This is a genomic window from Monashia sp. HAY1-2A, assembly GCF_056755315.1.
This window is the reverse complement of record NZ_JBNDHY010000852.1, coordinates 1-231: the sequence shown is the minus strand read 5'-3', so window position 1 is coordinate 231 and position 231 is coordinate 1. Positions and strand designations below refer to the sequence as shown.

Sequence of the window (231 nt, the reverse complement as noted above, 5' to 3'; positions counted from 1 at the left end):
ATAAGAGACAGTGTCGGTACGGCGTCCGCCGAACCACCCATCGTCGAGCACGAAGCGCTCGACGCCGATGTGGGCGGCCGTGTCGGCGAGCGCCTTGAGGTGGTCGAGGTCGGTCTCAATGTAGACCGCCTCCAACGTGTTGAGCACGACGGGTCGCGGGCGCAAGAGGTGTCCCGCGCGGGCCCGCAGGCTGCGGTGCAGGCGCCGCGAGAGGGCGTCGAGACCGTCGGT

1 protein-coding gene is annotated in these 231 nt (G+C 69.3%); it reads right to left on the bottom strand.

Translation table 11 applies throughout. From position 1 onward, the window contains the following. A partial coding sequence (locus tag ACPYOM_RS24175; protein ID WP_481347930.1) for an alpha-galactosidase occupies positions 1-231 on the bottom strand: 231 nt, incomplete at both ends.